General features: G+C 55.7%; 26 protein-coding genes. 20 read left to right on the top strand and 6 right to left on the bottom strand.

The annotated features are described in order from the left end of the window. Positions 1 to 22: 22 nt before the first annotated feature. A complete protein-coding gene (locus JK231_RS06950) occupies positions 23 to 466 on the top strand; it encodes a rhodanese-like domain-containing protein (RefSeq protein ID WP_211728259.1) in 444 nt (147 codons plus the stop codon). 1 nt (position 467) lies between these two features. On the opposite strand, the gene flk is transcribed toward JK231_RS06950, so the two are convergent. The 4 genes from flk to JK231_RS06930 form a co-directional block, all read right to left on the bottom strand. Continuing rightward, entirely contained in the window at positions 468 to 1,499 is a 1,032-nt protein-coding gene (gene flk / locus JK231_RS06945) for a flagella biosynthesis regulator Flk (protein WP_211728258.1), read from the bottom strand. A 120-nt stretch (positions 1,500 to 1,619) separates the two neighbouring features. After that, entirely contained in the window at positions 1,620 to 3,128 is a 1,509-nt protein-coding gene (locus tag JK231_RS06940) for a tripartite tricarboxylate transporter permease (protein ID WP_211728257.1), read from the bottom strand. A gap of 12 nt (positions 3,129 to 3,140) precedes the next feature. Further along, on the bottom strand, positions 3,141 to 3,572 hold the full coding sequence (locus JK231_RS06935) for a tripartite tricarboxylate transporter TctB family protein (protein WP_058962348.1): 432 nt from the start codon (positions 3,570 to 3,572) through the stop codon (positions 3,141 to 3,143). A gap of 11 nt (positions 3,573 to 3,583) precedes the next feature. Beyond that, positions 3,584 to 4,561, bottom strand: a complete 978-nt coding sequence (locus JK231_RS06930) for a tripartite tricarboxylate transporter substrate binding protein (RefSeq protein ID WP_097116561.1) — start codon at positions 4,559 to 4,561, stop codon at positions 3,584 to 3,586. Between the two features lie 120 nt (positions 4,562 to 4,681). Here JK231_RS06930 and tctD point away from each other — a divergent pair, with 120 nt between their 5' ends. After that, on the top strand, positions 4,682 to 5,353 hold the full coding sequence (gene tctD, locus JK231_RS06925) for a transcriptional regulator TctD (RefSeq protein ID WP_097116562.1): 672 nt from the start codon (positions 4,682 to 4,684) through the stop codon (positions 5,351 to 5,353). Then, a complete protein-coding gene (locus tag JK231_RS06920; RefSeq protein WP_097116563.1) occupies positions 5,344 to 6,720 on the top strand; it encodes a sensor histidine kinase in 1,377 nt (458 codons plus the stop codon). The genes tctD and JK231_RS06920 overlap by 10 nt, the downstream gene beginning before the upstream one ends. Here JK231_RS06920 and JK231_RS06915 read toward each other — a convergent pair. Further along, positions 6,707 to 7,612, bottom strand: coding sequence for a DMT family transporter (locus JK231_RS06915; protein ID WP_211728256.1), 906 nt, complete (start codon positions 7,610 to 7,612; stop codon positions 6,707 to 6,709). The two genes, JK231_RS06920 and JK231_RS06915, sit on opposite strands and share 14 nt — an antisense overlap. 95 nt (positions 7,613 to 7,707) lie before the next feature. On the opposite strand from JK231_RS06915, the gene JK231_RS06910 reads away from it, so the two are divergent. The 15 genes from JK231_RS06910 (at position 7,708) to hisP (ending at position 21,940) form a co-directional block, all read left to right on the top strand. Beyond that, entirely contained in the window at positions 7,708 to 8,487 is a 780-nt protein-coding gene (locus JK231_RS06910; RefSeq protein ID WP_097116565.1) for a helix-turn-helix transcriptional regulator, read from the top strand. A gap of 59 nt (positions 8,488 to 8,546) precedes the next feature. After that, positions 8,547 to 9,671: a 4-phosphoerythronate dehydrogenase PdxB gene (gene pdxB / locus JK231_RS06905; RefSeq protein WP_211728255.1), complete on the top strand. Its 1,125-nt coding sequence runs from the start codon at positions 8,547 to 8,549 to the stop codon at positions 9,669 to 9,671. Positions 9,672 to 9,773: 102 nt separating this feature from the next. Then, positions 9,774 to 10,784, top strand: a complete 1,011-nt coding sequence (locus JK231_RS06900; protein WP_058962341.1) for an aspartate-semialdehyde dehydrogenase — start codon at positions 9,774 to 9,776, stop codon at positions 10,782 to 10,784. Continuing rightward, the gene (gene truA / locus JK231_RS06895) at positions 10,784 to 11,590 is read left to right on the top strand and encodes a tRNA pseudouridine(38-40) synthase TruA (protein WP_097116567.1); all 807 of its coding nucleotides are present in this window, start codon (positions 10,784 to 10,786) and stop codon (positions 11,588 to 11,590) included. The genes JK231_RS06900 and truA overlap by 1 nt, the downstream gene beginning before the upstream one ends. Before the next feature lie 36 nt (positions 11,591 to 11,626). Further along, positions 11,627 to 12,289: a DedA family protein gene (locus JK231_RS06890; RefSeq protein WP_211728254.1), complete on the top strand. Its 663-nt coding sequence runs from the start codon at positions 11,627 to 11,629 to the stop codon at positions 12,287 to 12,289. Positions 12,290 to 12,421: 132 nt separating this feature from the next. After that, positions 12,422 to 13,330: an acetyl-CoA carboxylase, carboxyltransferase subunit beta gene (gene accD / locus JK231_RS06885; RefSeq protein ID WP_034825118.1), complete on the top strand. Its 909-nt coding sequence runs from the start codon at positions 12,422 to 12,424 to the stop codon at positions 13,328 to 13,330. Between the two features lie 189 nt (positions 13,331 to 13,519). Further along, entirely contained in the window at positions 13,520 to 14,788 is a 1,269-nt protein-coding gene (gene folC / locus JK231_RS06880; protein WP_211728253.1) for a bifunctional tetrahydrofolate synthase/dihydrofolate synthase, read from the top strand. Next, on the top strand, positions 14,778 to 15,533 hold the full coding sequence (dedD, locus tag JK231_RS06875; protein ID WP_211728252.1) for a cell division protein DedD: 756 nt from the start codon (positions 14,778 to 14,780) through the stop codon (positions 15,531 to 15,533). The genes folC and dedD overlap by 11 nt, the downstream gene beginning before the upstream one ends. Positions 15,534 to 15,783: 250 nt before the next feature. Continuing rightward, entirely contained in the window at positions 15,784 to 16,269 is a 486-nt protein-coding gene (gene cvpA, locus JK231_RS06870; protein ID WP_034825265.1) for a colicin V production protein, read from the top strand. A 36-nt stretch (positions 16,270 to 16,305) separates the two neighbouring features. Further along, positions 16,306 to 17,823: an amidophosphoribosyltransferase gene (gene purF, locus JK231_RS06865; RefSeq protein WP_034825114.1), complete on the top strand. Its 1,518-nt coding sequence runs from the start codon at positions 16,306 to 16,308 to the stop codon at positions 17,821 to 17,823. A 115-nt stretch (positions 17,824 to 17,938) separates the two neighbouring features. Continuing rightward, on the top strand, positions 17,939 to 18,508 hold the full coding sequence (locus JK231_RS06860) for a UbiX family flavin prenyltransferase (RefSeq protein WP_038645698.1): 570 nt from the start codon (positions 17,939 to 17,941) through the stop codon (positions 18,506 to 18,508). 275 nt (positions 18,509 to 18,783) lie between these two features. Continuing rightward, the gene (argT, locus tag JK231_RS06855) at positions 18,784 to 19,566 is read left to right on the top strand and encodes a lysine/arginine/ornithine ABC transporter substrate-binding protein ArgT (protein ID WP_034825110.1); all 783 of its coding nucleotides are present in this window, start codon (positions 18,784 to 18,786) and stop codon (positions 19,564 to 19,566) included. Between the two features lie 192 nt (positions 19,567 to 19,758). Next, the gene (locus tag JK231_RS06850) at positions 19,759 to 20,445 is read left to right on the top strand and encodes a histidine ABC transporter permease HisQ (RefSeq protein ID WP_038645701.1); all 687 of its coding nucleotides are present in this window, start codon (positions 19,759 to 19,761) and stop codon (positions 20,443 to 20,445) included. Continuing rightward, entirely contained in the window at positions 20,442 to 21,158 is a 717-nt protein-coding gene (locus JK231_RS06845; RefSeq protein ID WP_034825106.1) for an ABC transporter permease, read from the top strand. Before JK231_RS06850 ends, JK231_RS06845 begins: the two co-directional genes overlap by 4 nt. Before the next feature lie 8 nt (positions 21,159 to 21,166). After that, positions 21,167 to 21,940, top strand: a complete 774-nt coding sequence (gene hisP, locus JK231_RS06840; RefSeq protein ID WP_038645703.1) for a histidine ABC transporter ATP-binding protein HisP — start codon at positions 21,167 to 21,169, stop codon at positions 21,938 to 21,940. Between the two features lie 141 nt (positions 21,941 to 22,081). Here the strand turns inward: hisP and JK231_RS06835 are convergent, their stop codons facing one another. Continuing rightward, a complete protein-coding gene (locus JK231_RS06835) occupies positions 22,082 to 23,029 on the bottom strand; it encodes a sugar-binding transcriptional regulator (protein WP_160833453.1) in 948 nt (315 codons plus the stop codon). Between the two features lie 194 nt (positions 23,030 to 23,223). On the opposite strand from JK231_RS06835, the gene dalD reads away from it, so the two are divergent. Beyond that, the gene (gene dalD, locus JK231_RS06830) at positions 23,224 to 24,612 is read left to right on the top strand and encodes a D-arabinitol 4-dehydrogenase (RefSeq protein ID WP_211728251.1); all 1,389 of its coding nucleotides are present in this window, start codon (positions 23,224 to 23,226) and stop codon (positions 24,610 to 24,612) included. Between the two features lie 2 nt (positions 24,613 to 24,614). Beyond that, entirely contained in the window at positions 24,615 to 26,084 is a 1,470-nt protein-coding gene (gene xylB / locus JK231_RS06825; protein WP_160833455.1) for a xylulokinase, read from the top strand. Positions 26,085 to 26,104: the final 20 nt, after the last annotated feature.

Genomic DNA, 26,104 nt, shown 5'->3' with positions numbered 1-26,104 from the left:
AAAATTACACAAGGAGAATGCGATGTCATCAGTCTTACTCTTCCCGCCCGCGGATCCTCAGGAAAGCGTGGCGTATCTGCAGCACAAACTGAGTTATTACACCGATGCCTGGGATTTGGCAGAGGATCTGGCGCAAGGCGTCAATGCGATAGTGGTGGTTGATGCGCGATCCACTGATGTCTATCTGGCGGGGCACATCACCGGGGCGATTTCGTTTCCGCATCGCACTATGAATGCCGACTCCACTGCACAGTTGGATCGCAGTAAGGTGTATATCACATACTGCGATGGCATCGGCTGCAACGGCTCAACGAAAGCGGCATTGAAACTGGCTTCGCTGGGTTTTCAGGTCAAAGAGTTGATCGGTGGACTGGATTTCTGGAAGCGCGATGGGCATCCATTAACGTGGGGAACGTCGCCGGGCGAGTGGCCACAGGCCGCATCCGGCGCGCACTGTGGCTGCTAAATTACAGGAACAGCCAGAGTAAAAAGAAGAACAGTGCCAGGCCCAGAATCAATGTCAATGCCGGGCGCTGTGCCAGCGGACGCGGCAAAATCTCAATCCACGGCGACCAGATCGGCTGCGGACGTAAATCACTGGCGGCGTGCGGCTGCTCCAGCGTTTTCTCGACGCGGCGGCTAAACAGCAAGTTGATAAGATCTTGCGTTTGCGCGGGCGTCAGTACCGTCTGCGGCGTGGCCTGGAAACGCTGCTGGCTATAATCCTCCAGCAGCCGTTGCTCGTCATGTGTCAGCGGCTGCTTCAGCGAAGTTTCCAGCATTTGTAAGGTCGGTGCGCTGTGTTGACCCAATGTCTGACGTACCTGCAAATATTGTGTCAGCAGCGGGAAATGGCGACAGGGAATTGGATCGCCACTCTTCAGATTGACCAGTTTCAGCGCTTCAGACAGCAGCTTGACCGGTGATTCGCCGGTCGTGGCCGCAAGGCGCGTAACTTGTTGATTCAGCGATTGCTGTTCAGCTGGCAGCAGCGTGCGATCGGACGCGCGCGTTTGCTGCGGCTGCGGGATCGCCATCTGCCCATTTTGCAGCATGGTCAGCACCTGATGTAACTGGTCTTGCGACAGCGCACTCAGCACCGTTTGGTTAAATTGCTGACGAATAAAATCACTCACCGCCTGGCGATTATTGCCCTGCGGCAGCTTTTCCAGCAGCTGCTGCAACAGCTGACGTGTGGCAAGGCTGTTCTGTACCTGGGTCAGACGCCCATTCAAATGCTGTTCGGCAGCAGGAAAATGACGCGATTGCAGCTCAGCATCATTCTTCACGCCTACTTCATGGCGTACGCCAGCCCACAATTCCGGGGCTTTCAAGGTACTGAGTGACATGATGCGCACAATCAGACGTTCCAGCGTGGTGCGCTGGGCAGGGGAGAGCGGCTGTTCGCCCGCCGGTCCGCCAGGACGAGTTGGGCCAGTCGCATTAGTGAGCGTTGAACGATCGCCCGCAGGCACACCGGGACCGCTGAGAGGTTGCATGGCGGAATCCTTGAAAAACGAGGTCAGATCCGGGTGCGCCGGAAAAAAGAGGCCATATGATAGCAAAAGCCCCCGGGAAATCCACGGGGGCAGTGAGGGGAAATCGCGTCAGTTCTGGATTTATTCAGCTTCAGCCAGTTTGAGACGCTTACGACGCCAGCGTTTCCACAGTGGCGGCACGATCAGGACAGCGATCGCCAACACCAGCAACACTTTGCAGATCAGGCTTTCCCATAGAATCGGCAGGTTGCCGTTACTGATGGAGAGCGCACGGCGCAGGTTTTGCTCCAGCATCTCTCCCAGCACGAAGCCCAGTATCAGCGGCGACATCGGGAAATCCATTTTACGCAAGATATAGCCAAAGATACCCAGTCCGACCATCAGCAACAGATCAAAAGTGGTACTGTGCACGGCGTAAACGCCCACTGCAGAGATCGCGGCGATGGCGGGTACCAGGAACCACAGCGGGATGGTCAGCATGCGGGCGAAGATGTTGATCATCGGGATGTTCATGATCAGCAGCATGACGTTGCCAATCAGCAATGCTGCAATCAGACCCCAGACGATATCCGGCTGTTCGGTAAACATCGCCGGGCCGGGTGTGATGTTGTACAGCGTCAGCGCACCGACCATCACCGCCGTGGTGCCGGAGCCCGGAATACCCAGCGTCAGCATCGGAATAAAGGAGCCACAAGCCGAGGCGTTGTTGGCCGCTTCAGGTGCCGCCACGCCGCGAATATCCCCTTTACCAAACTGGTCGCTGCCGCTGATTTTTTTCTCGCTCATATAAGCGATGGCACTGGCGATGGTGGCACCGGCGCCGGGCAGTACGCCAACAAAGAAGCCGATAAAGGAGGAACGCAAGGTAGCACCGGTTGCATGCGCCGCTTCTTTCATGTTGAACATCATGCGGCCACTGGCGCGAACCAGTTTCTGCCCGCTGCTGGTGGATTCCAGCATCAGCAGTATTTCACTGACAGAAAACAGTCCGATCACCACGACCACAAACTGGATACCGTCGGAGAGGTGCACGCTGTCGAAGGTGAAACGATAGACGCCGGTATTGGCATCGACGCCAACGGTGGCCATACCCAAACCGATCAGCGCGGCTAAAAACGATTTCAACGGATTGTGGCTCATCATGCTGCCCAGACAGGCAATCGCAAACACCATCAGCGCGAAATACTCCGCCGGACCAAAGGCCAGTGACCAGTTGGCCAATATAGGGGCAAAGAGAATAATGCCGAGAATGGCGATCGTGGATCCAATAAATGAACTCACTGCTGAGATCGACAGGGCCACGCCAGCTTTGCCCTGTTGCGCCATCGGGTAGCCATCCAGCGCGGTCATGATTGCCCCGGCATCGCCTGGCACGTTAAGCAAAATAGAGGAGATACGACCACCGTACTCGCAACCGATGTAGACCGTAGCAAGCAGGATCAGCGCGGACTCGGCAGGTAAGTGCAGAGCAAACGCCAGCGGCATCAGGATCGCGACACCGTTAATCGGCCCGAGTCCGGGCAGTAGGCCAACAATGGTGCCAATAAAGCAGCCGATGAGTGCGATCATCAGGTTTTCCGGCGTCATCGCGACGGCAAACCCTTGCATCAGAAAAGACCAGGTATCCATGTGAGACTCCCGTTAATTGAACCAGCTGCCGACGGGCAAGGTGACATCGAGCAGGCGGTCAAAGGCATAAAACAGTGCTATGCCCATCACCACACCGGACACCGCAGCCGCCCACCAGCGCGCGCCAAACAACAGCCCAATGCCAAAGGTCAGCAGCGTGGTGCATGCAGCAAAACCCAGACGCTCAAACAGCCAGCCATATACCATCAGCATGACGCACATCAGCACTAACTTTTTCAGTGTGGTGGCGGAAGGCCACTGCACCAGATCGGGTTTGCGCAGTAACATCATCACGGCGCAAATCGCCATTAATCCCAGCAGCAGCATCGGGAAAGGGCGTGGGCCGACCGGTTCATAGCTGTATTCACTCTGGATTTGCCAGGCAATAAACAGCCCGGCAATGCACAGCAGCAGCCAGATACCGGCGAAGATACGATCGCTCATCATCGACTCCTTTATTTGGCCAGGCCAAAGGATTTGGCTTTTTCGCGATAATCAGCCACCTGTTTTTTCACGTAGGCATCCAGCTCGCTGCCGAACATGTTGAACTCAAACAGTCCGCGCATATCTCGCTGTTGCTGAAACTCTTTGGTGGTCACCAATTTTTTGAACGCGTCTTCCCACCACTGATATTCCGCGTCAGTCACTTTTGGACCAAGGTAATAACCGCGAATAATCGGCCACTCGACGTTATAGCCTTGCTCTTTGGCGGTCGGCACATTCGCCAGTTCACCCGGTAAGCGTTTGTCAGACATCACTGCCAGCACGCGCAACTTGCCGGCTTGCAAATGTGGCACCATCTCGCTCATATCCCCGGAGACCACCTGAATATGGTTGCCAAGCAGAGCCGTTACCGGCTCGCCACCGCCCTCAAACGCGACATAGCGCATCTTGCGTGGGTCGATGCCCGCTTCGCGAGCCAGCAGGGCGGTTTTCATCCAGTCCTGACTCCCGATCGATGCACCTGCGCCGACCACCACTTTGGTGGGATCGCTCTTCATGGCTTCCATCAGTTCACCAAGGTTTTTCCATGGGGCGTCATTGCGTACCGCGACGATGCCATAATCGGTGCCGACGGCAGCCAGCCACTTCACGTCACTTTCTGAATAGCGGCCAAACTTGCCCTGAGAGAGATTGAGCAGCGAACCGCCGGAGAAGGCCACCAGCGTGCCTGCTTCGGCGGGGCGCTGAGCAATGATGGCGTTGTAAGCCACCGCTCCCACACCGCCGGGCATGTAGGTCACGCGCATCGGTTTACTGATTTCGCCGGTTTCCTGCATGGAAACCTGAATCAATTTACAGGTCAGATCAAAGCCACCGCCGGGTTTGGCGGGGGCGATACATTCTGTCCGGTCTGGCGCTTCTGCCAGCGCAGAAGAGATCGACAAAGCCACGAGGGTTGAGGCGAGGGCGAGGGGTAAGATTTTTTTCATTATTCGCTCCATTCATGCTTCCAGAGTGTGACAACTGCCGAACATTCGGCGTTGCTGAATTGTTAATGGTGTAACCTTTCATTTACCTTTCAGTGCTCGGGAAAAGTATCAGGATGTGATATGCGTCTCTTACTGGTGGAAGATACGGTTGACCTAGCCAGCTGGCTGCAAAAAGCGCTGACACAGAAAGGTTTTGCCGTGGATTGGGTTGCGGATGGCCTGGCGGCAGACCATGTGTTGCAGAGCGAAGACTATGCGGTGGTGGTGCTGGATGTATCACTGCCACGGCTGGATGGTCTGGCGGTGCTGGCGCGTTTGCGTAAGCGTGGGCAAACCACGCCGGTATTGTTGCTCACGGCTAAAAGTGCGCTGGAACAGCGCGTGCAGGGCCTCAATGCGGGCGCGGACGACTATCTCACTAAACCCTTTGAACTGGATGAGCTGGAAGCGCGCCTGCGGGCGCTGTTGCGTCGCAGCCAGGGGCAGACTGCGCAATCGCAGACCGTGGGCCAGCTGGAGCGCGACGGCGAAGGCTATTTTCTGCTGAATCATAAACCGTTGATGCTCACCCCGCGTGAAGCCAGCGTGCTCTCGACTTTGATGCAACGCCCTGGACGTCCGGTGTCACGCCAGCATCTTTATGAACAGACCTTTACCTTAACCGATGAAGCCAGCCTGGAAAGCATTGAACTGTATGTGCATCGGGTGCGGAAAAAGCTGCAGGGCAGCGATGTTGCCATCGTGACGCTACGTGGGCTGGGATACAGTCTGGAGTGCCAGCCGTGCGCCTGAGCCATTCACTGCGTGGTGAACTGCTACTGTGGTTGGGCGCTCCGTTGATGTTGCTGTGGGGGTTGTCGGTTTATACCCATTACCAGAGTGCGCTGCAGGCGGCGAATCAGGCCTACGATCGTTCACTTCTCGCCTCGGCACGCACGGTGGCAGAAAGGCTGGTGGTGCGACAGAACCATTTGGAGGTGGATGTGCCCTGGGTGGTACTCGACAGCTTTGAGCGCAACATGAACGATCAGTTGTTCTATCAGGTGATTTCACCGCAAGGCAAAACTCTTTCAGGTTATCCCGATCTGCCCCCTTTACCGCGCAATGCGCCGCTTTCTGAAGCCTATCCCGCTTTAGTGCACTTTTACGATGGCAGCTATCGTAAGCAGCCGATTCGGATTGCGGCGTTATGGCAACCGGTAAACGAGCAGGGCGTAGAGGGGATGGCGCTGGTTCTGGTGGCCGAAACCCTGAATTCTCGTCATGGGTTTGCGGAAGGATTATTGCGCACCGCGTTGATCAGTCAAAGCTTTCTGGTGTTGATTACTCTGCTGTTAGCCAGCCTGTTATTACGCAAAGTGTTGCGGCCGCTGCGCCGATTATCGCGCATCATGCTACGACGTGCGCCAGGTGAGTTGACGCCTTTGCCGTCGCTATTACCCTGGTCGGAATTGCAGCCGTTAATTATTGCCTTTAACCGGCATCTGGAACGACTGCGGGGCTTGCTGGCACGACAGGAACGCTTTAGTGCCGACGTTTCACACCAATTACGTACACCGCTCACTATTTTAAAAACCCAGGTTGGCGTTGCGCTCAACAGTGATGATCCTGCGCAGTGGCGCGAAAGTCTGCTCGGCATGCGCCGTACGCTCAACGATACGGTGCAACTAACCGATCGGCTGTTGCAGCTGGCGCAAATCAAAGCCCGGCACGGTGAGGACAAGCCTTTTTCTCGGGTCAGTTTGAATGAAATTGTGGAACAGGCATGTTTCAGCAGCTATGCCGGCGCGCGCCATAAACACATCGATCTGGGATTTGAAGGCGACATTCCCTGTGTGGTGCAAGGCGATGGCTTATTACTGGCCGAACTCTGTGCCAACCTGCTGGACAATGCGATTAAATACACGCCAGAAGGCGGGATCGTCACGGCGAGATTGCGGGAGAAGCAGCTGGAAATTGAGGACAGCGGACCGGGCATTAGCGCGGCACAACAGCATCAGGCATTGCAGCCGTTTGGTCGCCTGGATACTGCCAGCCAGCCCGGTGCGGGCATCGGGCTGGCGCTGGTCAAAGATATCTGTGCCTGGCACGGTGCGCAGTTGCTGCTGGATCGCAGCCCGCAGCTGGGCGGGCTGCGCATCATCATCAGCTTTCGCTGAGCTGAACGGTACGTTCACGTGGCTTGCGCAGGGGTGTTTTCAGGCGTTGTGCCAGAATCACACCCACTAACGTCATGCCACCGCCAATCCAGTGATAGGCATGCAGTTGCTCATGCAGGAACAGCACGGCAATGATGGCGGTAAACGCGGGCACAAAATTCATAAAAATGGTGGTGGTACTGGCACCGAGACGTTGCACACCAAGGATCCACAAGAACGGCGCGATAATGGACGCGAAAAGCCCGGCAAACAGCACCAGCGGAATGTTATGCAAGTTCAGCGTGACGTCCGGTGCGCGCAAGAATCCAGGCAGTAACAGCAACACACCAAAGAAAATCTGCACGTACAGGCTCTGCCAGGTCGGCAGAGGGATCGCCCAGCGTTTGGTCAGCACACCGTAAAGCGCATACGAGGTGGAAGCCGCCAGCATCATCAACTCGCCGTTGCCCAGACGCTGATTCAGCAACTGAGCTGGATTCCCTTCACTCACCAACCATACTAAACCGGTAAAGGACAACAGGCCGCCGATCAAAATGCCGCGCGTCGGCGCAAGGCGTAAAACGAACAGGCTCAGCAGAATGGTCAGTAGCGGAATCGTGGCACCCAATATACCCATCATCACCGCCGACACGCTGTGGGCGGCATAGTAGGCGAGACTCTGATAAAGCACCATGCCCAACAGGCCGAGGATCAATAATCGCCACAGATTGGCCTTCACGGCATGGCGATGGCGCCACACGCCGGGCAGGCTGAAGGGGGCCAGCACGATGAGCGCCAGCAGCCAGCGATAAAAGGAGATGGCGGCAGGATCGATGCTCCCGGCAGAGAGTTTGCTGACAATGGTGTTGATCGACCAGATCATCACCGCAATCAACGGAAACAGTAAATTCATCGTACGACTCCTGAGTTTAATCGCGAATAGTTTACATTTGACCGGTTTTGTTCAGATAGTTAAAATCGGACAATATTCGTTAGTGACCGGACAGAATGAATTTACAGATCGAGTACCAGCCGCCGATTGATGCGCCGCTACTGCGCTATTTTATGCGCTACGAGCAGGCTAACGCGAAAACTGAATATCTCCCGCATCTGCACAGTTGGGGTCAGGTGATTTTTGTCACCAGCCACGTGCTGGAGATGGAAGTGGAGGGGGAACGGTTATTAACGCCCGCTGATATGCCGATCTGGATCCCGCCAGAACAGCGCCACAGCAGCTATAACCATTGCCATGCCCAGTTCCGCACCTTCAATCTCGCGGCCGATCTCTGTGCGGAGATGCCCGACAATGCCTGTTTACTGCACGTCGATGCGATTGTGCACGCCATCATGAATGATTTTGCACAGCGTGAGTTGGAGCAGCCTCAAACGGAAGCGGACTGGCGACTGTGTGAAGTCTTGATTGATCGTCTGCGTCAGGCACCGGTGCACACCAGCTATTTGCCGTTGTCGGACGACAAATTTCTCGCGCCTATTTTGCGCGCGCTGGAAGAAAATCCCGGTGATAACACCACGCTGGCACAATGGGCGAAGCGGGTGTTCACCACCGAGCGTACGCTGGCGCGACGTTGTCAGCAGCAGTTGAAGATGTCTTTCAGCGAATGGCGCCAGCGTTTACGGTTTTTGCGTGCCATTGCGCTGCTGGAGCAGGGGTGCAGCGTGCAAGGCATTGCACACGAACTGGGCTATAGCTCGTCATCAGCCTTGATTGTGATGTTCCAGCAGCAGGCCGGCACCACGCCGGATCGCTATCGCAGCCGGTTAGGTTAATCCCCGGCTTTATGTAAGAATACGCGCCTCAAAACGCATCAGCAGACAGGACCGCCGCAGTGAAAATTCTCGTCGATGAAAACATGCCTTACGCTCGTGAACTCTTCAGTCGAACGGGTGAAGTATTGGCCGTGCCGGGACGTCCGTTACCCGAAGCAGAGTTACAGGATGCCAGCGGACTGATGGTGCGCTCGGTGACTAAAGTGAATGCGGCGCTGCTGGCCGGTACGCCGGTGAAGTTCGTTGGCACCGCCACGGCTGGCACTGATCATGTGGACGATGCTTCTTTGGCGGCCGCCGGAATCGCCTTCTCGGCGGCACCCGGCTGTAACGCAATTGCGGTGGTGGAGTATGTGTTCTCCTCCTTACTGCTGCTGGCCGAACGCGATGGTTTTGAACTGCGCGATCGTACCGTAGGTATTGTCGGTGTGGGCAATGTGGGGGGGCGTTTGCAAAAACGTCTTGAAGCCTGGGGGGTGAAAACCCTGCTGTGCGATCCGCCGCGTGCGGATCGTGGCGATCAGGAAACGTTCCACACGCTGGATGAGCTGGTGGCGCAGGCCGATATTCTGACCTTCCATACGCCGCTATTTAAAGACGGCCCCTACAAAAGCTGGCACCTGGCCGATATGGCACTGCTGATGGCACTCCAACCCAACACCATTCTGATCAATGCCTGCCGTGGCCCGGTGGTGGATAACGCCGCGCTGCTTGAAGTGATGAAAATGCGCAGCGACCTCAGCGTGGTGCTGGATGTGTGGGAGCCGGAGCCGGATCTGAACCTCGATCTGCTGGACAAAGTCGATATCGCCACGGCACATATCGCCGGCTATACGCTGGAAGGCAAAGCGCGCGGCACCACACAAGTATTTGAAGCCTGGTGCGCGTTTATCGGTCAGCCGCAACAGGTGGCGCTGGAGAGTCTGCTGCCTGCACCGGAATTTGGCACCATTACGCTGCACGGCAAGCTCGATCAGCCAACGCTGAAACGACTGGTGCACCTGGTGTATGATGTGCGCCGCGACGATGCGCCACTGCGAAAAGTGGCTGCCAAACCGGGCGAATTTGATCGCCTGCGCAAGCAGTATGAAGAGCGTCGTGAATGGTCATCACTGCAGGTGAAATGTGATGATGCCGATAGCGCCGCGATGCTGGAAAAGCTCGGTTTCCGCGCCAGTTTGTAAAGTTAAATCAATCCCCTGCGTTTTCGCGCGGGAAAAGTCTTAAATGTCAGGCGGTGTCATCACCGCCTTCTGTTTTTATGTCATTGTCTGGAGTAAACCAACATGTCTGACGGCTGGAATATTGCGCTATTGGGCGCAACAGGCGCAGTAGGGAACGCTGTACTGGAATTGCTGGCAGAACGCCAGTTCCCGGTTGGTGAATTGTATCTGCTGGCGAGCGAAAACAGCGCCGGTGAAAGTGTGCGTTTTGATGGTCGCACCCTGCGCGTGCAGGATGCGGCTGAATTTGACTGGACGCAGGCGCAGCTGGCGTTTTTCGCTGCCGGACGTGAAGCTTCCGCGCGTTACGCGGATGAAGCCGCAAGCCAGGGTTGCCTGGTGATCGACAGCAGCGATCTGTTCGCGCTGGAGCCGGATGTCCCGCTGGTGGTGCCTGATGTGAACCCGCAGGTGCTGGCCGATTATCGCAATCGCAACATCGTGACGGTGGCCGATGCGCTGGTAAGCCAGCTGTTAAGCGCTATCAAACCGCTGGTGGATACGGCGGGGTTAAGCCGTTTGCAGGTGACCAATCTGATGTCGGTTTCCAGCCACGGTAAAGCGGCAGTGGATGGCCTGGCGGGCGAAAGCGCACGTTTGCTGAATGGTGTACCGGCAGATGAGCACTATTTTGGTCGTCAGTTGGCGTTCAACCTGTTGCCGCAGTTAGCGGATAGCCATGGCAGCGTGGAGAGTGAACGTCGTCTGGTGGATCAGGTGCGCAAAGTGCTGCAGGACGAAGGCTTGCCAATTGCCGTCAGCAGCGTGCAGGCGCCAGTGTTTTACGGCAACACGCAGATTGTGCATGTCGAAAATTTACGTCCGCTGTCAGCCGAAGAAGCGCGAGATGAACTGGCGCGTGCTGATGACATCAACCTCAGTGAAGACGGTGAATATCCGACGCCCGTCAGCGATGCATCAGGCAATGATGCGCTGAGCATTGGCAATGTGCGTAATGATTACGGTCTCCCTGAGCTGCTGCAATTCTGGTCCGTGGCTGACAACGTTCGTTTCGGCGGCGCACTGATGGCGGTAAAAACCGCTGAGAAATTGGTGCAGGAGTACTTCTATTAATGTTGTCTGAAGAAACGACATTTAAGCTGGCGTTAGGCATTGAGTACGACGGCAGCCGTTACTACGGCTGGCAGCGACAGAACGAAGTGCGCAGCGTGCAGGAAAAGCTGGAAAAAGCGCTGTCGAAAGTGGCGAATCACCCGGTGGTGGTGTTCTGCGCCGGACGCACGGATGCCGGTGTGCACGGTACCGGGCAAGTGGTGCATTTCGAAACCACCTCGCAGCGCGCCGACAGCGCCTGGACGCTGGGCGTCAATGCCAACCTGCCGGATGACATCGCGGTACGTTGGGTGAAAGCGGTGCCGGAGGAATTTCATGCCCGCTTTAGCGCCACCGCGCGTCGTTACCGCTATGTGATTTTCAATCAGCGGCTGCGACCGGCGATTCTTGGCAACGGCATCACCCATTTTTATCATCCGCTGGATGTCGAGAAAATGCAGCGTGCCGGTCAGTGTTTAATTGGCGAGAACGACTTTACCTCGTTCCGTGCGGTGCAGTGCCAGTCGCGCACGCCGTGGCGCAACGTGATGCACCTTAACGTCACACGTTACGGACCTTATGTGATTGTCGATATCAAAGCCAACGCGTTCGTGCACCACATGGTGCGCAATATTGTCGGCAGCCTAATGGAAATTGGCTGCGGCAACCAGCCGGAAAGCTGGATGGCTGAGTTGCTGGCGGCAAAAGATCGTACTCTGGCGGCAGCGACCGCTAAAGCCGAGGGGTTGTATTTGGTGGCGGTGGATTACCCATCTCACTTTGCGTTACCTCAGCCTGCGTTGGGACCGTTGTTCCTCGCAGATTAATTTAAATGAGTAAGGATGTTTGGGAGCCGGAACATTATGGAATTCATCCACTTTTTGATCGACTTTATTCTCCATATTGATGTGCATTTAGCCGAACTGGTGGCGCAGTACGGCGTCTGGATTTACGCCATTCTGTTCCTGATCCTGTTCTGCGAAACCGGCCTGGTGGTCACACCTTTCCTGCCAGGGGATTCGTTACTGTTTGTTGCTGGCGCGCTGGCGGCACTGCCGGGTAACGATCTCAACGTGCATTTAATGGTCACGCTGCTGGTGGTTGCTGCCATCCTCGGCGATGCGGTGAACTACACTATTGGTCGGTTGTTCGGTGAGAAGCTGTTTAGCAATTCGAACTCGAAAATTTTCCGTCGCAGCTATCTGGATAAGACCCACGCCTTCTACGATCGCCACGGTGGCAAAACCATTATACTTGCGCGCTTTGTACCAATCGTGCGAACCTTTGCCCCCTTTGTGGCGGGGATGGGACACATGTCTTATCGCCACTTTGCGCTCTTCAACGTGACGGGCGCACTGCTGTGGGTGCTGTTGTTCTCCTATGCCGGTTACCTGTTTGGTGATTTGCCGGTGGTACAGGAGAACCTAAAACTGCTGATTGTTGGCATCATTGTGGTCTCAATTTTGCCAGGCGTGATTGAAGTATGGCGCCATCGCCGTCAGGCACGTCAGCAGAAGCCACAGTAAGGCTGTCACCAGATTTTTATCCACAGCGTTAACGGGTTGTGGTTTAATGAGCGACATTTACGGCCTGCTGAAGGTGATTTCAGCAGTCACAAGAAGACTGGACCAGGTCAGCATTAAACAGAAAGGTCATCAATGAGCTGGATTGAACGCATACTGAATAAAAGCACCACCACGCCAACACGCAAAGCCAGTATCCCTGAAGGGGTCTGGACCAAATGCGATAGCTGTGGTCAGGTGCTGTACCGCGCCGAACTGGAGCGTAACCTTGAGGTCTGCCCGAAGTGCGACCACCACATGCGCATGCACGCCCGTGAGCGTTTGCACACCATGCTGGATGAAGGTTCTCTGGTTGAATTAGGCAGCGAGCTGGAACCGAAGGATCTGCTCAAGTTCCGCGATTCTAAGAAGTACAAAGATCGTCTGGTTGCCGCGCAGAAAGACACCGGTGAGAAAGATGCTCTGATCGCCATGAAAGGCACCCTGCACGGTATGCCAGTGGTGGCGGTGGCTTTTGAGTTCTCCTTTATGGGCGGCTCAATGGGCTCTGTGGTTGGCGCGCGCTTTGTGCGTGGCGTTGAGCAGGCACTGGAAGATAACTGCCCGCTGATCTGCTTCTCTGCCAGTGGCGGTGCCCGTATGCAGGAAGCGTTACAGTCGCTGATGCAGATGGCAAAAACCAGCGCAGCGCTGGCGAAAATGCAGGAACGCGGCTTGCCGTACATCTCCGTGCTGACCGACCCAACCATGGGCGGTGTGTCTGCCAGCTTCGCGATGCTGGGCGATTTGAACGTTGCTGAACCGAAAGCGCTGATTGGCTTTGCCGGTCCACGCGTTATCGAACAGACCGTGCGTGAGAAACTGCCACCGGGCTTCCAGCGCAGTGAGTTCCTGATCGAAAAAGGCGCGATCGACATGATCATCCGTCGTCCGGAAATGCGCTTTAAGCTGGCCAGCCTGCTGGCGAAAATGATGAACCTGCCAGCGCCGCTGCAGGATGGTGATCAGCCTTCTACGGCTGTGCCAGAGAGCAACGAGGCCTGACAGGCAACGAAAAGCGGTGGTTAAACGCTTTTCACCAATGAACCGTAAACACCCAGTCATTCGAGTTGCAGCAAGGCGGCAAACGAATGAAGCCCCGGCAGCTTACCCAGTAAGGGATCGGGGGTGATTGAGTGCAGCCCACGCCGCTGCGGCTTGAATGACGATGTGTAAGATGAGTAAACGGGACACATGGACACTCTGCAGCTTCCTCAAGCCACGTCGCCTTTGGCCACGTGGCTTCATTATCTTGAACACCTGCATTCACAGGCCATCGAATTGGGCCTGGATCGTATTCAACGCGTCGCCGCACGCCTTGATCTGCTAAAACCCGCTCCGTTTATCTTCACCGTTGCCGGTACCAATGGCAAAGGCACCACCTGCCGCACGCTGGAAACGCTGTTGATGGCCGCAGGCTATCGCGTGGGCGTGTACAGCTCGCCGCATCTGGTGCGCTACACCGAACGCGTGCGCGTGCAGGGCTCCGAGCTGGATGAAGCGCTGCACAGCGCCAGTTTCGCCAGTATTGAAGCTGGACGCGGTGACATTTCACTCACCTACTTTGAATTCGGCACCCTCTCTGCACTGAATCTGTTCCGTGAGGCCAATCTTGATGTGGTGATCCTCGAAGTGGGTCTTGGCGGACGTCTTGATGCCACCAATATCGTCGATGCGGATGTGGCGGTGATCACCAGCATCGCGCTCGATCACACCGATTGGCTGGGGCCGGATCGCGAAAGCATTGGTCGCGAAAAAGCCGGCGTGTTCCGTGGTGGCAAACCTGCAGTCGTCGGTGAAGCCGATATGCCGCACACCATCGCCGAAGTCGCGGCGGAGAAGGGCGCGCAGCTGCTGCAAATCAACCGTGACTGGCAGTGGCAGAAGCAGGAAAACAGCTGGTCACTGCAGGACGAGCATGGCGAACTACGCGATCTGCCGTTGCCGCAGGTGCCGTTGCCCAATGCGGCAACGGCACTGACCGCGCTGCGCGCATCAGGACTCAACGTCAGCGAAGCGGTGATCCGCGAACATTTGCCCTTAGCGATTCTGCCTGGGCGCTTCCAGACGGTGAGTGAAAGCCCGCGCGTGATTCTCGATGTGGCGCATAATCCGCATGCGGCGCATTATCTGGCTTCACGTCTGGCGGAGTTGCCGAAAAGCGGTAAAGTGCATGCAGTGGTCGGCATGTTGCATGACAAGGACATCGCGGGGACGCTGGCCGCGCTGGCACCGCAGGTGGATCGCTGGTTCTGTGCACCGCTTGACGGTCCGCGTGGCGCCACCGCCGATGAGCTGATCGCCCACCTTGAAGGTGGCAATGCGTATGATAACGTCGATGCAGCATGGCAGGCCGCGCGTCAGCAAGCCGCGCCTGAGGATGTGATTCTGGTGTGTGGTTCTTTCCACACCGTTGCACAGGTTATGGAATCGATGTCAGCGGAGAATGGCAGTGGCAAGTAAGTTTCAAAATCGCTTAGTCGGTACCGTCATTTTGGTGGCGATTGGCGTCATCGTGCTGCCGGGGCTGCTCGACGGCAAGAAAAAGCATTACAAAGAAGAGTTCGCAGCGATTCCGCTGGTGCCAAAGCCGGACGATCAGCAGGATAGCGAAATGGTGCCGCCGGTGACGCAACCGCTCCCGGCGCAGCCGCCGGAAGGGGCGAGCACGGCGCAAACCTCGGATAACGGTAAAGCCAGCAGCTCGGCCAGCAATGGCAATGCGCAACCGGTGCAGAACAGCGAGCCTACGCTGGTGACACCGCCGCCGGTGCATCAGCAGACGAAGCCGGTTGAGCAGCCGAAGCCAAAAGTGGTCGAGCAGCCCAAACCTAAGCCGGTTGAACAGCCGAAGCCAAAACCGGTCGAACAACCGAAGCCCAAAGTGGTAGAACAACCGAAACCGGTTGAGCAGCCAAAAGTGGTCGAAACACCGAAACAGAGTGAACCGGAAGCGGTTCCTGCGGGGCAGGCGTTTGTGGTTCAGCTGGGTGCGCTAAAGAATGCGGCCAAGGTCAGTGAGATTGTGGCGCAACTGCGTCTGTCAGGATCTCGTGCCTTTACCGTGCCATCCACGCCGGTGCAGGGACAAATCACGCGCATTTATGTGGGGCCGGATGCCTCAAAAGCGAAGCTGCAGAGTTCGCTGAGTGAGCTACAAAGCATCTCCGGGCTCGGTGGCGTGGTGAAACCGTACGGCACGCGTTAATGCTGTGATAAGCCGCGCCGATAGCAGTAAAAGGCGCGGTATAGCACAAGCGGTTAAGCGAAATGTTGTCGTAAAGCTGTTTTATATCAGTGGGTTAAATTGCTGATTTTACTCAGGGCGAGGAAAGTTTTTTTCATCGCCCTTTTTATGGATACAGAACCGGAAAACCCTACGCAAACGTTTTCTTTTTCTGTTAGAATGCGCCCCGAACTGGATGCAGGGGTGCATAAGCACTGGGTTGGAAGCGTTCATGATCTGGATTGATTACGTCATTATTGCGGTAGTTGGTTTTTCGGCTCTGGTCAGCCTGATTCGTGGGTTTGTCCGGGAAGCCTTATCTCTCGTTACCTGGGGATGCGCGTTTTTTGTCGCCAGTCATTACTACACCTACCTTGCAGTCTGGTTTACAGGTTTTGACGACGAACTGGTTCGCAACGGCATCGCGATAGCGGTGTTATTCGTTGCCACTCTGATTGTGGGTGCCATCGTGAACTATGTGATCGGCTCGCTGGTGGAAAAAACCGGCTTGTCGGGAACCGACAGGGTGTTGGGGGTCTGTTTCGGGGCGTTGCGTGGCGTGCTGATTGTTTCCGCTATGCTCTTCTTCCTCGATACATTCACCGGCTTTTCCAAAAGCCCGGACTGGCAACAGTCGCAACTCATTCCCCAGTTCAGTTACATCATCAGGTGGTTTTTCGATTACCTGAAAAGCACGTCCAGTTTTATACCCCGGTAACGCCACCGGGAGTGCGGCCAATGAGGAAATGACAACATGTGCGGTATTGTTGGTATCACCGGTTTTATGCCAGTAAACCAGTCGATCTATGACGCGTTAACGGTGCTGCAGCACCGCGGGCAAGATGCCGCCGGCATTTGTACCATCGATGCGCTTAACTGCTTCCGTCTGCGTAAAGCGAATGGCCTGGTGAGCGATGTCTTCGAAGCACGCCACATGCAGCGTTTGCAGGGTAATATCGGGATTGGCCATGTTCGCTATCCAACCGCGGGCAGTTCCAGCGCTTCTGAAGCGCAGCCTTTCTACGTAAACTCCCCGTATGGCATCACGCTGGCGCACAACGGCAACCTGACCAACGCGCACGAACTGCGTAAGCATCTGTTCGAAGTGGGTCGCCGTCACGTTAACACCACCTCTGATTCTGAAATCCTGCTGAACATCTTTGCGCAGGAGCTCGACCGTTTCCAGCATGACCCGCTGGAAGCTGACAACATTTTTGCTGCGGTAGCGGCAGTGCACCAACAGGTGCGCGGCGCTTACGCAGTGGTTTCGATGATTATTGGCCATGGCTTAGTTGCGTTCCGCGATCCAAACGGGATTCGCCCATTAGTGCTGGGTAAACGCGTGATTGCTGATGGTCGCACCGAATATATGGTGGCGTCAGAAAGCGTGGCACTGGATACTTTAGGCTTCGAGTTCATCCGCGATGTGGCGCCTGGTGAAGCGGTGTACATCACCGAGCAGGGACAACTCTCCACGCGCCAGTGTGCTGAGAATCCCAAAACCAACCCTTGCCTGTTCGAATACGTCTACTTTGCGCGTCCAGACTCCTTCCTTGATAAGGTGTCGGTCTACAGCGCACGTGTGCGTATGGGCACCAAACTCGGTCAGAAAATTGCCCGCGAATGGGAAGATCTGGATATCGATGTGGTGATTCCTATCCCGGAAACCTCCACGGATGCCGCGCTGGAAATCGCCCGTATTCTCGACAAGCCATATCGTCAGGGCTTCGTGAAAAACCGCTATGTGGGCCGCACCTTTATCATGCCAGGCCAGCATATGCGTCGTAGCGCGATTCGCCGCAAACTGAACGCCAACCGTGCTGAGTTCCGTGATAAGAACGTGCTACTGGTTGACGACTCCATCGTGCGTGGCACCACGTCTGAGCAGATCATTGAAATGGCGCGCGAAGCCGGTGCAAAACGTGTTTACCTGGCGTCTGCCGCGCCGGAAATTCGTTTCCCGAACGTCTACGGTATCGATATGCCGAGCGCTACCGAACTGATCGCACATGGTCGTGAAGTGGAAGAAATTCGTCAGCTGATCAAAGCCGATGCGCTGATCTTCCAGGACCTCGATGATCTGATCGAAGCAGTACGTGAAGAGAACCCGGATATCGCACAGTTTGAGTGCTCGGTATTCAACGGCGTTTACGTCACCAAAGATGTCGACCAGCAGTACCTCGAGTATTTGCAGTCACTGCGTAATGACGATGCGAAAGCGATTCAGCGTCAGAACGAAGTGGAAGGTCTGGAGCTGCATAACGAAGGCTAACCGCCTCATGGTGCTCATCTTTAACAGGGCGGGGGAGACTCCGCCCTGTTTGTTTTTGTATTTTTGCTCAGTGAGCGGCTATCATTGCCGCAATCTGAACGGGCAGGGCTGAATAATGAAACGACTGATCATTGGTATTTCCGGCGCCAGTGGCGCGATATACGGCGTGCGATTGTTGCAAGTGCTGCAACCTTTGGCCGATGTGGAAACCCATTTGGTGATCAGTCCGGCTGCGCGTCAGACGTTATCGCTGGAAACGGATTACAGCCTGCGTGATGTGCAAGCACTGGCTGATGTGGTGCATGACGTACGTGATATCGCTGCCAGCATCTCATCAGGTTCCTTCAAGACACTTGGCATGGTGATTTTACCCTGTTCAATGAAAACCCTTTCCGGCATCGTGCACAGCTACAGTGATAGTTTGCTGACGCGCGCCGCCGATGTGGTGCTGAAGGAGCAGCGTAAACTGGTCCTGTGCGTGCGCGAAACGCCGCTGCATCTTGGGCATTTACGCATGATGACCACGGCCGCGGAATTAGGCGCACTGATCATGCCGCCGGTGCCCGCTTTTTATCACCGCCCACAAAAAATTGAAGATCTGGTCGATCAAACTGTCAATCGCGTCATTGATCAATTCGATATTGAGCTGCCGCAAGACCTGTTTACCCGTTGGCATGGCGCATAATGGTGCAATTTTGCACTAACTGTGTGCAATTTCGCGTGCCCGATCACTCTTCGTGCATCTTGTGCACCAAAAGTTAACAATGTCGCTTTTTCTTCCTCACGTCGCTGTTATATTTCCCTCACAAACTAAGTGCTTGCGCCCCTGAAGGGCGCGGTATTTAGTGCGCCTGAGCACGCTTTCGCCGTTTTGCATAACTGGCATGAAACCTGCAAATCATTCAGCGCAAACACACATCACGACCATATAACAATAAGCACTTCACTTGAGGGTTACCTATGAAAAAGCGAGTTCTGGCTCTTTCCCTGATGCTGGCCATGTCCAGCGCTGCGAGCGTGTTCGCTGCGGTACCAAAAACGCTGCGCATCGGGACTGACCCGACATACCCGCCGTTTGAATCCAAGAATGCACAAGGCCAGTTAGTCGGCTTTGACATCGATCTGGCGAACGAAATCTGTAAGCGTATCGAGACCAAATGTACTTATGTGGAAAGTGATTTTGATGCACTGATCCCGTCGCTGAAAGCGAAGAAGATCGACGCTATCATCTCTTCTCTCTCCATCACCGAGAAACGTCAGGAAGAGATCGCCTTCTCTGAAAAACTTTACGCCGCCAATGCGCGTTTAGTGGCGAAGAAAGGTTCCAGCCTGCAACCGACCATCGAATCGCTGAAAGGTAAAAACATTGGTTTGCTGCAGGGCACCACTCAGGAAACCTACGCCAACGAAAACTGGCGTCCTAAGGGTGTCACTGTAACGCCATACGCCAACCAGGATCTGGTGTATCAGGATCTGGATGCAGGTCGTATCGATGCGGCTTTCCAGGATGAAGTGCAGGCGAGCGAGGGCTTCCTAAAACAGCCAGTGGGCAAAAACTATGCGTTTGCCGGTCCAGCGGTTAAAGATGACAAAATCTTTGGTGTCGGTACTGGTATGGGCTTGCGCAAAGACGATGCCGATCTGAAAGCAGCCATCGACAAAGCGTTCGATGCCATGCGTAAAGATGGCACCTACGACAAGATTGCGAAGAAGTACTTTGATTTCAACGTGTACGGCGATTAATTGTCCTGTTTTCTGACCTTGATGATTGATTTGCAGCAGGGTTGGTCATAACTATTCACTCCGGGCGCTTACTTATGTAAACTCCCGGGGTTCATACGCTTGCCGCCATCTACCCTGTGATTCAAATCCTGGTCAGGACTGTCCGTTAGTTGGGCAGCGTTTGTTATTTTCCCTCACGACAGGATCGAACCCATGCTGTATGGCTATTCTGAAGTAATCCTAAAAGGCACCCTGGTGACCCTTGAGCTGGCACTCAGCTCCGTGGTGCTTGCCTTAGTGCTTGGCTTAATGGGCGCTGGCGCCAAACTCTCTCGCAGTCGCCTGCTGGTGATGATTGCTGAAGGCTACACAACCTTAATCCGCGGTGTACCTGATCTGGTTTTGATGTTGCTGATCTTCTACGGTCTGCAAATCGCTCTCAATACGGTCACTGATGCGCTGGGCATGGCGCAGTTTGATATCGATCCGATGGTGGCCGGTATCATCACACTTGGCTTCATCTATGGTGCCTATTTCACTGAAACCTTCCGGGGTGCTTTCCTCGCTGTGCCAAAAGGGCAGATTGAAGCGGCTACCGCTTTCGGTTTCACCGGTTCGCAAACTTTCCGTCGTATTTTGTTCCCGGCGATGATGCGTTTTGCGTTACCAGGTATTGGCAATAACTGGCAGGTGATTCTCAAAGCCACAGCGCTGGTGTCGCTGCTGGGGCTGGAAGACGTGGTGAAAGCCACGCAGCTGGCGGGTAAAAGTACCTGGCAGCCGTTCTACTTCGCGATCGTCGCGGGGGTGATTTATCTGGTGTTTACCACGCTGTCGAACGGCGTGCTGTGGTGGCTTGAACGCCGCTACACGGTGGGTGTGAAAAGGGCAGAGCTATGATCGATATTATTCAGGAGTATTGGAAACAGCTGCTCTGGACAGATGGTTACCGTTTTACCGGCGTCGCCATTACGTTGTGGTTGTTGATTCTTTCCGTGGTGATCGGTGGTTGTATGGCGGTGTTGCTGGCGATTGCGCGTGTATCGCCAAATCGTTATATCTCAACGCCCGTCTGGCTGTTCACCTATGTCTTCCGTGGTACGCCGCTGTATGTCCAGCTGCTGGTGTTCTATTCCGGCATGTATACGCTGGAAGTGGTGAAAGGATCGGAGCTGCTGAATGCCTTCTTCCGCAGCGGCCTGAACTGTACGCTGCTGGCCTTTACGCTGAACACCTGCGCTTACACCACCGAAATTTTTGCCGGGGCCATTCGCGCGGTTCCCCATGGCGAAATTGAAGCGGCACGCGCTTACGGTTTCTCCCCGTTTAAAATGTATCGCTGCATCATACTACCGTCGGCGCTGCGTACCGCGCTGCCAGCCTACAGTAATGAAGTGATCCTAATGCTGCACTCCACCGCGCTGGCATTTACTGCCACGGTGCCAGATCTGTTGAAAATCGCGCGTGATATTAACTCGGCGACCTACCAGCCGTTTACCGCGTTTGGCATCGCTGCGGTGCTGTATCTGATTATCTCTTACGTGCTGATTAGCCTGTTCCGCAAGGCGGAACGCCGCTTCCTGGCGCACGTGAAACCTTCTTCATCGCATTGAGTATCACTATGGCTGACAACAAATTAAGCGTTACCGAACTGCACAAGCGTTACGGTGAACATGAAGTTTTGAAAGGCGTATCACTGCAGGCGAACGCCGGCGATGTGATCAGCATTATTGGCTCGTCCGGTTCCGGGAAAAGTACCTTCTTACGCTGCATTAACTTCCTCGAAAAGCCGAGCGAAGGCACCATTTCGGTTAACAACGAGCAAATCAATCTGGTGCGCGATACCGATGGACAGCTGAAAGTGTCCAACAAAGAGCAGCTGCGTTCACTGCGCACTCGTCTGACCATGGTGTTCCAGCACTTTAATTTGTGGAGCCATATGACGGTGCTGGATAACGTCACCGAAGCGCCAATCCAGGTGCTGGGGCTGAGCAAAGCCGAAGCGCGTGAGCGTGCGATTAAATATCTGGATAAAGTCGGCATTGATGAGCGTGCGCGTGCTAAATATCCGGTGCATCTTTCGGGCGGTCAGCAGCAGCGTGTGTCCATTGCCCGCGCCCTGGCGATGGAGCCGGAAGTGCTGTTATTTGATGAACCGACTTCTGCGCTCGATCCCGAGTTAGTCGGCGAAGTGCTGCGCATCATGCAGAAACTGGCTGAAGAGGGTAAAACCATGGTGGTGGTGACGCATGAGATGGAGTTTGCTCGTCATGTTTCCAATCACGTGATTTTCCTGCATCAGGGCAAGATTGAAGAGCAGGGCTCGCCAGATGAGCTTTTCGGCAACCCGAAAAGCCCACGTTTGCAGCAGTTCCTGTCGGGATCGCTGAAGTAAATTTTGCACGATGGTTAAGGCGATGGAAGCGGGGGCAGAGGAGTAAAGCATCCCGCGCCAGGGATGGCGCGGGCTGAGGCCCAGGGATGGTTTATGCCGTCTTTACGATCTGCCCCCGATTCCTGAGCAGGCGCTGAAAACTCACTCTCGCAGTAACCTCAGCGCCGTATCTTCATCGGTTACCAGTCCCGATACCCAGCCGCCCTGCAATGCAGCCCGAATCGCCGGATACTTCCGCTCGCTGCCGGAAAAACCAATAATCTTGCGCTGTGTCTGGCTCTCCAGCAATACGCTGGTCAGTAGCTCATCGGTTTCGCCCCACACGCGCTCACCTTGCTGATTGAAAAAGTGACCGAGCATTTCGCCCACCACGCCGCGTGCATTCAGTGCCTCAACCTGTGCATCGGTGATAAATCCTTCGGCATTTAACGGACAACCCGGCATCACTTCCCCAATCCCCACAAAAGCCACGTCCGCCTGCAATGCGCGATCGGTGACGCGCTGATACACCTGATGCTGCACCCACATCGCTTTATCCTGTGGTGTGTCGGCGTACAGCGGCGCAGGAATGAAGAAATATTTGCCCTGCATCTTTTCGGCCATTTTCAACGGCACATCGTAGCGTGTACCGGAATCATCGCGTGCAATCGCCCCAATCATCGAAACGCACTGATGCTGCGGACGATCCACCCAAGGCAATGCATCGATCATTGAGCGTAGAGTCTTGCCCGAACCAATGCCAAACACCTGCGGCGTTTCCTCATTGATGAACTGTGACATCACCGCCGCGCCTTCCACCGCCAGCATTTGTTGAATGGCGTCATCATTCAGATTGGCCGATGGCACCACGCGGCACAGATCCAGACCAAATTTCTCCTGCACCTCGCGCGCCAGCTGCAAACAGTGGGTGACGGGATGATCGATTTTTACGCTCACCATGCCCATCTCGCGTGCGCTGGAGACCAGACGCTGCGCAACCTGACGTGACAATCCCAATGCCTGCGCAATCTCTTGCTGCGTGACGCCTGCAACGTAGTACATCCACGCGGCACGTGCGGCCAGCTCCTGCTTTTTCTCTTCTCTGCTCATCACGCTGTTCCGTCAAAACTGATGCGACATCTTAGCGCGTGTTTTACGAAAAGCACTAACTGAGCAAAAGCCCAAAAAAAGAGCAAATGTATTATTTGTGATAAGGCTCGCAGAACGATCCTCGCCACGCACACTATGCTACCTGTCATCGGGCAAATGCCCTGTCTTGTGGCAAATGTTTAATTGAGGCGATTATGACCAATCAATCAGTGTGGATGCACATCGGCGCGGGATCTTTCCATCGGGCACATCAGGCGTGGTATCTGCATAAACTGCGCGAGCAGGGAGATGAAAGCTGGGGCATCGCGCTCGGTAATATCCGCAATGACGCAGTGCCGTTGCTCAATCAGCTCGCGGCGCAGAATGGCGAATATGTGCTGGAAACCGTGACGCCAGAAGGTGAGCGCGATTACGAAACCATCACCTCGCTGCGCAAAATCTTGCCGTGGGACAGTGAAATTAGCGCGCTGGTTGAGCAGGGGGCCAATCCGCAAACCCGTGTAATTGGCTTTACCGTGACTGAAGCGGGCTACTACCTGACACCTGAATTTAAATTGGATCTCAATCAGGCAGACGTGAAGGCCGATCTGGGTGGCGACATCCGCACTATTTATGGCGCACTCAGCCGCATCCTGACAGCGCGTGTTGCACAAGGTGGCGCGCCGGTCACACTGCTGAACTGTGACAACCTGCGCCACAACGGTGAGCGTTTCCGTGAGGGATTCCTCGCCTTCCTTGCCGCCAAAGGCGATACCGCGCTGGCAGATTGGGTGCGCACGCAGACCACTTCACCGAATACCATGGTCGATCGCATCACACCGCGCCCTACGCCGGATGTGGCGGAGCGCGTGCAAGCCGCAACCGGCAAACAGGATGGGGCAGCGGTGATGGCAGAGTCCTTTATTCAGTGGGTGATTGAAGATGACTTTATTGCCGGGCGTCCGGCGCTGGAAAAGGTCGGCGTTGAGCTGGTGGAGTCGGTGCTGCCGTGGGAAGAAGCGAAAATCCGCATCCTCAATGCGACGCATGCCGCGATTGCCTGGGCGGGCACGCTGATTGGCTTGAACTATATCGATGACAGCACACGTCATCCGGCGATTTATCAACTGGCGCACGACTACGTCACTCAGGATGTCATTCCCTCTCTGTCGCCCAGCCCGCTTGATTTAGCCGATTACCGCGACGTGGTGCTGGCCCGCTTTAGCAACCCATACATCAAAGACACCAACCAGCGCGTGGGCGCTGATGGCCTGTCCAAAATTCCCGGCATGGTGACGCCAACCCTGCAACAGTGCTACCAGCGCGGTGCGCAACCCAGTGCAACAGCGGTGATTCCGGCACTGTTCTTCCTGTTTATGCAGCGCTGGGCCAATGACGATCTGCCGTATTCCTATCAGGATGGTGCGCTACAGGCCGATGCGCTGCGTAACCAGTTCGCCAGTGCCGATCCGCTGAAGGCCTTCCTGAGTGATAGCGCGCTGTTTGCCGAATTGGCCAACGACAAGGCGTTTCATGCGCTGGTGACGCACCGTGTCGCAAGTTTGCAACAGTGGCTGAAACAGCCAGAACTGGCGGCGGTGTAATCATGTATCTCGGCATTGATATCGGTACGTCAGAGCTTAAAGCGCTGATCATCAACGCGTATGGTGAGATTGTGGCGTCACAGCATGCCACGCTCACTGTGCAGCGCCCACATCCCCACTGGGCAGAACAGGATCCCGAACGCTGGTGGCAAGCCTGCACTGAGGTGCTGGCGGCATTGCGTCAGCAATCTCCTGATGCGTGGGCTGCTATCCGTGCCATCGGCTTATCCGGCCAGATGCACGGGGCCGTGCTGCTGGATGCGGATGGCAAGGTTTTGCGTCCGTGCATCTTGTGGAACGACACGCGCAGTGCGCCACAGTGTGAGGTGCTGCGTAAATGCTATCCGCAGATGATGGCGATCAGCGGCAACATGATCATGCCCGGCTTCACCGCGCCGAAACTGCGCTGGGTGGCGGAACATGAGCCGGAGATCTTCAGCCGCATCGATAAGGTCCTGCTGCCGAAAGATTATCTGCGCTGGCGTCTTACCGGGCACTTTGTCAGCGAGCCTTCGGATGCTGCCGGTACGCTATGGCTGGATGTGGCACAGCGTGACTGGTCTGAAGAACTGCTGGCCATCACCGGACTGACGCGCGCGCAGATGCCTGAACTGGTGGAAGGCAGCGCGGTGAGTGGCCGTGTGCAATCGGCACTGGCGAGTGAGTGGGGTCTATCCACCTCGGTTACGGTGGCGGGTGGTGGCGGTGACAATGCCGCATCGGCGGTCGGCGTGGGTGCAGTGAATACGGGGGATGCTTTTATCTCATTGGGCACTTCCGGTGTGATTTTCGTTGTGAACGATCGCCTGCAAGCCGACCCTCAATCCGGCGTGCATGCCTTCTGCCATGCGCTACCGGGTCGCTGGCATCAAATGAGTGTGATGCTGAGTGCCGCCAGTTGCCTGCGCTGGTTGTGTAATCTGCTGTCGGTTAGCGAAAGCCAGTTGATGGAGGAGATGGCACAGCTCAGCGATGAACAACTGCGGAGTGCCCCGATATTCCTGCCTTACCTGTCAGGTGAGCGCACGCCGCATAACGATCCTGATGCCTCCGGTTCTTTCTTCAATCTTCGCCACGAAACACCGCGTGCTTTGCTGGGCTATGCGGTGATCGAAGGTGTGGCATTTGGGCTGGCGGATGGGCTGGCGGTGCTCGGGGATGCCCAGCACCACATTCAGCAATGCAGCCTGACCGGCGGTGGAGCACGCAGCACGCTGTGGGCACAGCTGATTGCCGACGTGTTGCAACTGCCCATCGTCACCCATCCGGCCAGCGCATCCGGTGCGCTGGGCGCCGCACGACTGGCATGGCTGGGCGATGGCGGTAATGAGCAAGAGGTCTGCCTGAAACCACTGGTGCAGGCACGATATCAACCGGATGCCACGCGCGGTGCGGTGCTGCAAAAGCGGCTGCGTCTGTTCCGCGAACTCTACATCCAACAACAACAGGTGCGCAGCTTGCTGCCTGCATAACGGCTTACCGAATAGAAGGT

Origin of the sequence: Pantoea sp. JGM49 (assembly GCF_018257655.1) — a bacterium.
GTDB classification, from domain to species: domain Bacteria; phylum Pseudomonadota; class Gammaproteobacteria; order Enterobacterales; family Enterobacteriaceae; genus Pantoea; species Pantoea communis.
This window is presented reverse-complemented; position numbering and strand designations above follow the sequence as displayed.

Excerpts from the sequence above, each read along its gene's own strand:
- JK231_RS06950 (WP_211728259.1), top strand. The coding sequence starts at position 23 with ATGTCATCAGTCTTACTCTTCCCGCCCGCGGATCCTCAGGAAAGCGTG.
- flk (WP_211728258.1), bottom strand. The coding sequence starts at position 1,499 with ATGCAACCTCTCAGCGGTCCCGGTGTGCCTGCGGGCGATCGTTCAACG.
- JK231_RS06940 (WP_211728257.1), bottom strand. The coding sequence starts at position 3,128 with ATGGATACCTGGTCTTTTCTGATGCAAGGGTTTGCCGTCGCGATGACG.
- JK231_RS06935 (WP_058962348.1), bottom strand. The coding sequence starts at position 3,572 with ATGAGCGATCGTATCTTCGCCGGTATCTGGCTGCTGCTGTGCATTGCC.
- JK231_RS06930 (WP_097116561.1), bottom strand. The coding sequence starts at position 4,561 with ATGAAAAAAATCTTACCCCTCGCCCTCGCCTCAACCCTCGTGGCTTTG.
- tctD (WP_097116562.1), top strand. The coding sequence starts at position 4,682 with ATGCGTCTCTTACTGGTGGAAGATACGGTTGACCTAGCCAGCTGGCTG.
- JK231_RS06915 (WP_211728256.1), bottom strand. The coding sequence starts at position 7,612 with ATGAATTTACTGTTTCCGTTGATTGCGGTGATGATCTGGTCGATCAAC.
- JK231_RS06910 (WP_097116565.1), top strand. The coding sequence starts at position 7,708 with ATGAATTTACAGATCGAGTACCAGCCGCCGATTGATGCGCCGCTACTG.
- JK231_RS06900 (WP_058962341.1), top strand. The coding sequence starts at position 9,774 with ATGTCTGACGGCTGGAATATTGCGCTATTGGGCGCAACAGGCGCAGTA.
- truA (WP_097116567.1), top strand. The coding sequence starts at position 10,784 with ATGTTGTCTGAAGAAACGACATTTAAGCTGGCGTTAGGCATTGAGTAC.
- JK231_RS06890 (WP_211728254.1), top strand. The coding sequence starts at position 11,627 with ATGGAATTCATCCACTTTTTGATCGACTTTATTCTCCATATTGATGTG.
- accD (WP_034825118.1), top strand. The coding sequence starts at position 12,422 with ATGAGCTGGATTGAACGCATACTGAATAAAAGCACCACCACGCCAACA.
- folC (WP_211728253.1), top strand. The coding sequence starts at position 13,520 with ATGGACACTCTGCAGCTTCCTCAAGCCACGTCGCCTTTGGCCACGTGG.
- cvpA (WP_034825265.1), top strand. The coding sequence starts at position 15,784 with ATGATCTGGATTGATTACGTCATTATTGCGGTAGTTGGTTTTTCGGCT.
- purF (WP_034825114.1), top strand. The coding sequence starts at position 16,306 with ATGTGCGGTATTGTTGGTATCACCGGTTTTATGCCAGTAAACCAGTCG.
- JK231_RS06860 (WP_038645698.1), top strand. The coding sequence starts at position 17,939 with ATGAAACGACTGATCATTGGTATTTCCGGCGCCAGTGGCGCGATATAC.
- argT (WP_034825110.1), top strand. The coding sequence starts at position 18,784 with ATGAAAAAGCGAGTTCTGGCTCTTTCCCTGATGCTGGCCATGTCCAGC.
- JK231_RS06850 (WP_038645701.1), top strand. The coding sequence starts at position 19,759 with ATGCTGTATGGCTATTCTGAAGTAATCCTAAAAGGCACCCTGGTGACC.
- JK231_RS06845 (WP_034825106.1), top strand. The coding sequence starts at position 20,442 with ATGATCGATATTATTCAGGAGTATTGGAAACAGCTGCTCTGGACAGAT.
- hisP (WP_038645703.1), top strand. The coding sequence starts at position 21,167 with ATGGCTGACAACAAATTAAGCGTTACCGAACTGCACAAGCGTTACGGT.
- JK231_RS06835 (WP_160833453.1), bottom strand. The coding sequence starts at position 23,029 with ATGAGCAGAGAAGAGAAAAAGCAGGAGCTGGCCGCACGTGCCGCGTGG.
- dalD (WP_211728251.1), top strand. The coding sequence starts at position 23,224 with ATGACCAATCAATCAGTGTGGATGCACATCGGCGCGGGATCTTTCCAT.
- xylB (WP_160833455.1), top strand. The coding sequence starts at position 24,615 with ATGTATCTCGGCATTGATATCGGTACGTCAGAGCTTAAAGCGCTGATC.